This is a genomic window from Streptomyces sp. HSW2009 (genome assembly GCF_040240285.1).
Lineage (GTDB): Bacteria > Actinomycetota > Actinomycetes > Streptomycetales > Streptomycetaceae > Streptomyces.
Map to the genome: position 1 here is coordinate 1 of NZ_JBEHZD010000401.1, position 7,514 is coordinate 7,514.

Consider the following 7,514-nt stretch of genomic DNA (forward strand, 5'->3'; position numbering starts at 1 on the left):
GGGGGGGGGGCGGGGGGGGGGCGGGCGGGCCCCCCCCCGGGGGGGGGGGGGGGGGGCGCGGGGGGGGGGGGCGGGGCGCCCCCGGGGCCCCCGCCCCGACCGGTACGCACCCGCACCCCCGCCGGGCTTCGCCCGCTCGGCCTAGACCAGTAATCCCCTCGTAATAATTCACGTGCCGGACATATTCCGCTGTGTATCGCTTCCGCGGGTGCTCAGGGTGCGCTGTTTCGCTGCTCTGGCCCGGGACGCACTGCCTCCGGGCCCGCGCCACGCGCACCCACCAGCACGTCAGCGATCAGGAGTCCCCGTGAAACGCACCGCAGTCTCCGCAGCCGCCGTCCTCACCGCCGCACTCGGCCTCGCCGCAGCCGCCCTGGTGCCGGCGGGCGCCGCCGCCGGTGGGCACGGCGCCAAGGACCGGCAGCGCGCCGTGACCTTCGACGTGGTCAGCGACGTCCAGGGGGACACCGCCGATCTCGGGCGGGCGCTGGACCAGATGAAGGGGCTGCCGGGCAAGAGCAGCGCCCTGGTGGTCAACGGCGACATCACCAACCGCGGATATCCGCAGGAATACGCGGAGGTGCGCAAGACGATCAACGCGCATCCGCACCCGAAGAACACGTTCTTCACCATCGGCAATCACGAGTTCTACGTGCCGAAGTACTGCAACCCGAACAAGCTCTGCCAGAGCACCTGGCCCAACGGCACCAAGGAGAGCGAGCTCTTCCAGAACTTCTACGACTTCACCGGCCTCGACCAGGTCTATTACGAGCGCGTCGTGGACGGCGTGCCGATGCTGATGCTCGGAACCGAGAAGTACATGAAGTACCACGACGCGACGAAGTGGGACGAGGTGTGGTTCAGCGATGCGCAACTCGCTTGGCTGGACCGGCGGTTGGCGCACTGGCAGCGCAAGGGCAAGCCGGTGATGGTCTTCTCGCACCACGTCCTGCCCGACACGGTTTCCGGCACCCGCAACAAGATGTACGGCGGCGACTACCTCCAGGCCGATCGGGTGCTCGGCATTCTCGGCAAGTACAAGGATGCGGTGCTCTTCACCTCGCACACCCACTGGAGCCTGGGCCTTTCCGACTGGGCGGTGCGCAAGGTGGTGCCCGGGACCGGAAACCTGGAGGGGTTCACGGTCGTCAACACCGGTGCGGTGCAGACCTCGTTCACCGATGACGGGAAGGGCGGCGAGACCTCGGTCTCCGGCGCCGAGAACACCGGCCTTCGGGTGCAGGTCACCAAGGGCGAGGTGGTCGTGAAGGCCCGCGACTACCTGCGCAACCAGTGGCTGAAGGAGCTGCGCATCCCGCTGCACCGGAACCGCTGACCCGCCGGCACCGGCACCGGCACCGGCACCGGCAGCGACACCGGCAGCGACACCGGCAGCGACACCGACACCGACCCTGACACCGGCCGGGCGCGGCGCCCACCCCACCACGGCGCCCCGCCCGGCCCGCGTCTCTGGCCCCCTCGTGCGAGACCATCGCATTCCGGCCACCGGTTCGGCGCGAAAGCCGGCACTCAAGCCGACACTCAAGTCGGCCGCCCCGGCCAGCCGTCCGGGCGGGTTCCCCCGTTCGGCCGCCGGGGCCAACCACCCGATTCGGTCACCCAATTCAGCCCGCCCCAGCCCGCCCTTCCACCCCCGTCCGCCCTGCGTTAGCGCAGGTGCACCGCATTGTCCAGCGATCCGTCAACTGCGTCCGACCAGGCGTGAAGTAGGGAAAAATGCACGGGCAAGCGGGTGGGTAATCCCTGACGTCGCCGGGTAGTGCTGTGGCGGTTGGGATCAGTGTGGCTGGGGGGATAGCGTGCTCACGCGAAGGAGTGGCTGCTACCCCTCCCCTTTTCGTACGCGTGTACGTATGCGTGTACGCGGCACGTAGGCATGCGCCGGGCACGTGCCCTCCGCCCCCGCCACGAGTTCCGTGCATCCCCCCGTACCTCTGTGAAAGGTGGGCAAACCATGGCGCAGCCGTTTGAGCTGCCGGATTTCTACGTGCCTTATCCGGCGCGGCTGAACCCGCATGTCGAGGCGGCCCGCGAGCATTCCCGCGCCTGGGCCCGCGAGATGAACATGCTGGAGGGTTCCGGCATCTGGGACCAGAGCGATCTGGACGCCCATGACTACGCCCTGCTCTGCGCGTACACCCACCCGGACACCTCGGCCGAAGCCCTTTCGCTGGTGACCGACTGGTACGTGTGGGTCTTCTTCTTCGACGACTACTTCCTGGAGAAGTTCAAGCGCACCCAGGACCGCACGGCCGGCAAGGAACACCTCATCCGGCTGCCCGAGTTCATGCCCATGGACCTGGCGACCCCGATGCCCGAGCCGGCGAACCCGGTCGAGGCCGGCCTCGCCGACCTGTGGCGGCGGACCGTGCCGAGCATGTCGCTCGACTGGCGGGCCCGCTTCGCCGAGAGCACCGAGAACCTGCTCAACGAGTCGCTGTGGGAGCTGTCCAACATCAACGCGGACCGGGTGTCCAACCCGGTCGAGTACATCGAGATGCGCCGCAAGGTCGGCGGGGCGCCCTGGTCGTCGGGGCTCGTGGAGTACGCGGTGGGCGCCGAGGTGCCGGCCCAGGTGGCCGCGTCCCGCCCGCTGCGGGTGCTGTGCGACGCCTTCTCCGACGCCGTCCACCTGCGCAACGACCTCTTCTCCTACCAGCGTGAGATCGAGGAGGAAGGCGAGCTCAGCAACGGTGTGCTCGTCCTCGAACGCTTCCTCGGCTGCTCCACACAGGAGGCCGCGGACGCCGTCAACGACCTGCTGACCTCGCGGCTCCACCAGTTCGAGAACACCACCCTGCTCGAACTCCCGCCGCTCTTCGTCGAGCAGGGGCTCACCCCGCAGGAGTGCGCCGACGTGCTGCTGTACGTCAAGGGGCTCCAGGACTGGCAGTCCGGCGGGCACGAGTGGCACATGCGCTCCAGCCGCTACATGAACGGCGGCGGCGCCGGCGCCCCGTCGGGCCTCACCCCCTGGGGTCCGTTCGTGCTGACCGGCATCGGCACGGAATCGGCCAACATCAAGTCGCTGATCGCCCTCACCGGCGCCAAGCGGCTGCGCTCGTACTCCCACACCCCGTACGAGAAGGTCGGCCCCTCCGTCATCCCGCCGCTCGACCCGCCGTTCCCGCTCCGGCTCAGCCCGCACCTGGAGGGCTCGCGCCGGCACGTACTCGACTGGGCGGCGCGGATGGGCCTGCTGGAGGCGCAGCCCGGCGTCCCCGGCTCTGACGTGTGGGACGCGCGCAAGATGGCGGGTTACGACCTCGCGCTGTGCTCGGCCGGCCTCGACCCCGACGCGACGCAGGACGAACTCGACCTCAGCGCCGGCTGGTTGGCCTGGGGCACCTACGGCGACGACTACTACCCCGTGGTCTTCGGCAACACCCGCGACCTGGCCGGCGCCAAGCAGTGCACCCAGCGGCTTTCGGCCTGCATGCCGCTGGAGGAGTCGACCGCGCCGCCGGAGCCGGTCAACGCCCTGGAGCGCGGCCTGATCGACCTGTGGGCGCGCACCACGGGCACCATGGAGCCGGCCGCCCGGAGGGCCTTCCGCACGGCGGTCGACGACATGATCGAGAGCTGGCTGTGGGAGCTGGAGAACCAGTACCACAACCGCATCCCCGACCCCATCGACTACATCGAGATGCGCCGCAAGACCTTCGGCTCCGACCTCACGATGAGCCTGTGCCGGCTGCGCCACAGCCAGCAGGTGCCCCCGGAGGTCTACCGCAGCGGCCCGGTGCGCGCCATCGAGAGCGCCGTCTCCGACTACGCGACGCTGCTCAACGACGTCTTCTCGTACCAGAAGGAGATCGAGTACGAGGGCGAGATCCACAACGGCGTCCTGGTGGTGCAGAACTTCTTCGGCGTCGACTACCCCACGGGGCTGCGCCTGGTGCACGAGCTGATGGAGGCCAGGCTCAGCCAGTTCCTGCACGTCGCGGAGCACGAACTGCCCGTTCTCTACGACGACTTCGAGCTCACGCCGGCGGCCCGTGCCGAGGTGGACACGTACGTGGCCGAGCTCAAGGACTGGATCGCCGGCATCCTCAACTGGCACCGCGAGTGCGCCCGCTACAAGGAGTCCGACCTGCGGCGCAACTTCGCCCCGAAGGCCGGCCACCTGCCCACGGGGCTCGCCGACTCGGCGGCGGCGACGGCACTGGCGGCGCTCCGGACGGCTGCTCCTGCGACACCCGCCGCTCCCGCGGCACCCGTCGCCCCTGCGGCACCTGCTGCTCCCGTAGCCCCTCTCGTCCCTGCCGCCGCTGTGGCCACCGCGACCCAGGCCGCGTCCCAGGACCCCTGGACCGCGCCCGGCCCCTCGGGCCTCGGCACGTCGGCGGCCCGGATCGCGGAACGGCTGGCCTCGTAGCCGATCGCTGACCGGCCGCCCCACCCGGCCGCCCCACCCGGCCGCCCCACCCGGCCGCCCCACCCGGGCGACCGTCTGGGCGACCGTCTGGGCGGACACACCCCCGCTCCCGCTGTGGGCCGTTCGACCTGCGGTGGGGGTGGGGGTTCGTGCTGGGAGCGGGGGCCGTGGGGGTGGGGGCTAGGGAGGCGGGGCGGGTGGTCGCGGGTTGTGCGGCTCGTGTGCAGTGCCCGGTCGGATGTGAACGGGCTTGCAGAGTAGGGCAGTTCAATGCACACCCCATGCTCGCCCTAGGAACCTCCGCTGCTCCTCGTTGTGCATTCATTGGGCTTTCGATGCTCACTGGCTAGGCCCACCAGGCTTGCACCGGGCGTACATTGCGAGTGGCAGTGCGCAAGGGAGAGCCAGCATGTCCGACGTCAGGGACACCCAGCACGCAGGTATCCGCATCCGCGAGATCCGACTCGTCCGCGACTACTCGCTGGCCGAGCTCGGCCAGCGTTCGCACGTCTCCACCAGTCAACTGTGCCGTGTCGAGAACGGGGAGCGGCCCGCGAGCGCCAGTGTGCTGGCCGCCGTGGCACGCGCCCTCGGGGTCACCCTCTCCGTACTGCACGGGCAGCCGTACGTCCACATGCTCCAGAAGGACCAACTCGATCGGTTGCTCGCGCCGATCAGCAGCGCCCTCGATGCGTGGGACATCCCGCCGGACGACGATCTGCCGCCGGAAACCCTGGACACGGTGGCCGGGCGGGTCTCCGGCCTCGTGCGGCTGCGGTCGCGGGGCGAGTTCGCGCAGCTCGCCGAGGGGTTGCCGGGCGTGATCGGGGCCACCGCGCGTGCCGTGCAGACCCACGCGACCCCCGGCGCGGGGCGGGAGCGCGCGCACTACCTTCAGGCCGAGGCGGCCCGTACCGCCGCGATCCTCGCCTACCGGCTCGGCTACATGGACCTCGCCCGGCTCGCCCTCGCCCGCATGGCCGCCGCCGCGCCGCACTCGGGTGACCCACGGCAGGTGGCCGTCGAGCGGTACGAGCGCGCCGTGATCACCCACGCGGAGGCTTCGCGCCCCGATCGCGGGCTGGCGCTGGTGCGGCAGGCGCTGCGGGACCTGCCGGCCGACGGCGACCCGCAGACGTCGGCGGTGCGCCGGCCCCGGGGGCGGCGCGCCGCCGCGCTGGTGGCCCGGCCGCGGCCGCGCCCCGCGGGGCCCCCCGGGGGGGGACACGCAGCCGAACTCGTGGCGGCAGGCGTACGCGCCGACGCGGCAGAGGACCCGCCGGGCAGCCGGTACGCCCTCTCGTTCGGCGAACTCAACGTCTCTCTGGGCCGGCTGGACGTGGCGCTGCTTCAGGATGACCACGAGACGGCCGTCGACGTCGCCTCTCAGGTGCGCATTCCCGCTTCCTACCAGCCCACCAGGGTCGCCGGATTCTTGATCCGCAAGGCGACCGCTGAGGCGTGGACGGCGCGCCACGAAGCGGCCCTGGAATCCCTCGTGCAAGCCCGGGCGGCAGCACCTCAGTTGACGCGCTACCACCCAGACGTGCACCAGACGGTCGGCATGCTGCTACGGACGCGGCAGCGGGCCGTCGGACCGCTGCGGCAGTTCGCCGAGTGGAGCGGTGTGTAGGGGCCGGGGGATCGGTCAGCGGGCCGATACCTAGATCGGCCCGCCCGCGCCGACACCCACCGTCCCGCCCCCCTCCCCACCCCTACCGAGCCAGCAACCCCCGCAACGCCGCAGCGACCGTCGCAGGCGACTCCTCCGCCATGAAGTGGCCGCAGGTCACCGTCGTGTGGGTGAGGTCGGGGGCCCAGGTCTGCCAGCGGGCGCGGGCGTCGAAGCCGAGGGCCGCGCCCCAGTCCTGTTGGAGGACGGTCACCGGCATGCGGAGGTGGTTGCCGGCCGCGCGGTCGGCCTCGTCGTGGGTGACGTCGATGCCGGCCGATGCGCGGTAGTCGGCCACGATGGAGGGGACCGCGGCACGGCAGGCGGCCAGGTAGGCGGCGCGTACGTCGGCGGGCATGGACCTCGGGTCGTTGTTCCACAGGTCGAGGAAGTGGCCGAAGAAGAGGTCGGGGGCCGCGGCGATGAACTCCTCCGGGAAGCCCGGGGGCTGGGCCATCAGATAGAGGTGGAAGCCGACCGTCGCGGCGGTGCCGTGCATGACGTCCCACATGTCCAGGGTCGGCAGCACGTCGAGACAGGCCAGATGGGTGACGGCGGACGGGTGGTCGAGCCCGGCGCGGAAGGCGACCAGCGCGCCCCGGTCGTGCCCGGCCAGCGCGAACCGCTCGTGCCCCAGCGCCCGGGCCAGGGCCACCACGTCCGCGGCCATGGTCCGCTTCGCGTAGGTGTCGGGGCCCGCCTCGGCCGGTTTGTCGCTCGCCCCGTAGCCGCGCAGGTCGGGGCAGATCACGGTGTGGTCGGTGGCCAGTTCGGCGGCCACGTGCCGCCACATGAGGTGGGTCTGCGGAAAGCCGTGCAGCAGCACGACGGGGCTGCCGGAGCCGGCGACCGCCACGTTCAGCGCGACACCGTCGGCCACCCGCACCCGCTGGTAGGCGAAGCCCTCGATCGTGGCGGGGAGCCCGGCACGGGGCGCGGTCGGGGGCCCGGTCCGGAGCTCGGTCCGGTGCTCGGCGGGGCGTTCGGCGCGGGGCCCGGTGGGGTGGGGTGCCATGGTGCGTCGTCCTTTGCTGGGGGAGGGCGAGTCTGCCGGGGAGAGCGGGGTTGTAGGGAGGGGGTGGGGGTGGGGCGCTGGGGGTGTGCCGCGGGCTTCCGGGTGGGTTGCGGGGGGCGGGTCGCTACCAGCCTGCCGGTCGTCGATGAGCGTTCAATGAGTGCGCTCTACGGTGGGCAGGACGGGTGCCGGGCCGGTGGTGCGGGAGAGGGCAAGGGAGAGGTGGTGCGGGGTGCGGGCGGTGTTCGGGGTGCTGGGGCCGGTGGTGGCCTGGGACGGTGCGGGTGAGTCGATCGCGTTGCGCGGCCCGCGGCACCGGGCGGTCCTGGCCCGGCTGATCGTTGCCCGCCGCCGCGGCGGACCCCCCACCCCCCAGGTGGCGGGCCGGGGGGGGGGGCCGGCCCCCGGCCCCCGGCGCGCCCGGCGCC

General features: G+C 71.9%; 5 protein-coding genes. 4 read left to right on the top strand and 1 reads right to left on the bottom strand.

Annotation, left to right across the window (positions count from 1 at the left end):
• Positions 1–307: 307 nt before the first annotated feature.
• From AAHZ94_RS24530 to AAHZ94_RS24540, 3 genes are all read left to right on the top strand, one after another.
• Entirely contained in the window at positions 308–1,336 is a 1,029-nt protein-coding gene (locus tag AAHZ94_RS24530; RefSeq protein ID WP_349995278.1) for a DUF4073 domain-containing protein, read from the top strand.
• Positions 1,337–1,975: 639 nt separating this feature from the next.
• A complete protein-coding gene (locus AAHZ94_RS24535; protein WP_349995279.1) occupies positions 1,976–4,399 on the top strand; it encodes a terpene synthase family protein in 2,424 nt (807 codons plus the stop codon).
• Positions 4,400–4,808: 409 nt separating this feature from the next.
• Positions 4,809–6,032 carry a helix-turn-helix domain-containing protein gene (locus AAHZ94_RS24540; RefSeq protein WP_349995281.1) on the top strand — a complete coding sequence of 408 codons (1,224 nt, stop codon included), beginning with the start codon at positions 4,809–4,811 and terminating at the stop codon, positions 6,030–6,032.
• A gap of 82 nt (positions 6,033–6,114) precedes the next feature.
• Here AAHZ94_RS24540 and AAHZ94_RS24545 read toward each other — a convergent pair whose 3' ends face one another.
• Positions 6,115–7,086 carry an alpha/beta fold hydrolase gene (locus tag AAHZ94_RS24545; RefSeq protein ID WP_349995282.1) on the bottom strand — a complete coding sequence of 324 codons (972 nt, stop codon included), beginning with the start codon at positions 7,084–7,086 and terminating at the stop codon, positions 6,115–6,117.
• A gap of 232 nt (positions 7,087–7,318) precedes the next feature.
• Between AAHZ94_RS24545 and AAHZ94_RS24550 the strand changes: the two genes are divergently transcribed.
• Positions 7,319–7,514 (top strand): hypothetical protein (locus AAHZ94_RS24550; protein ID WP_349995283.1); only part of this gene is annotated, 196 nt, incomplete at its 3' end.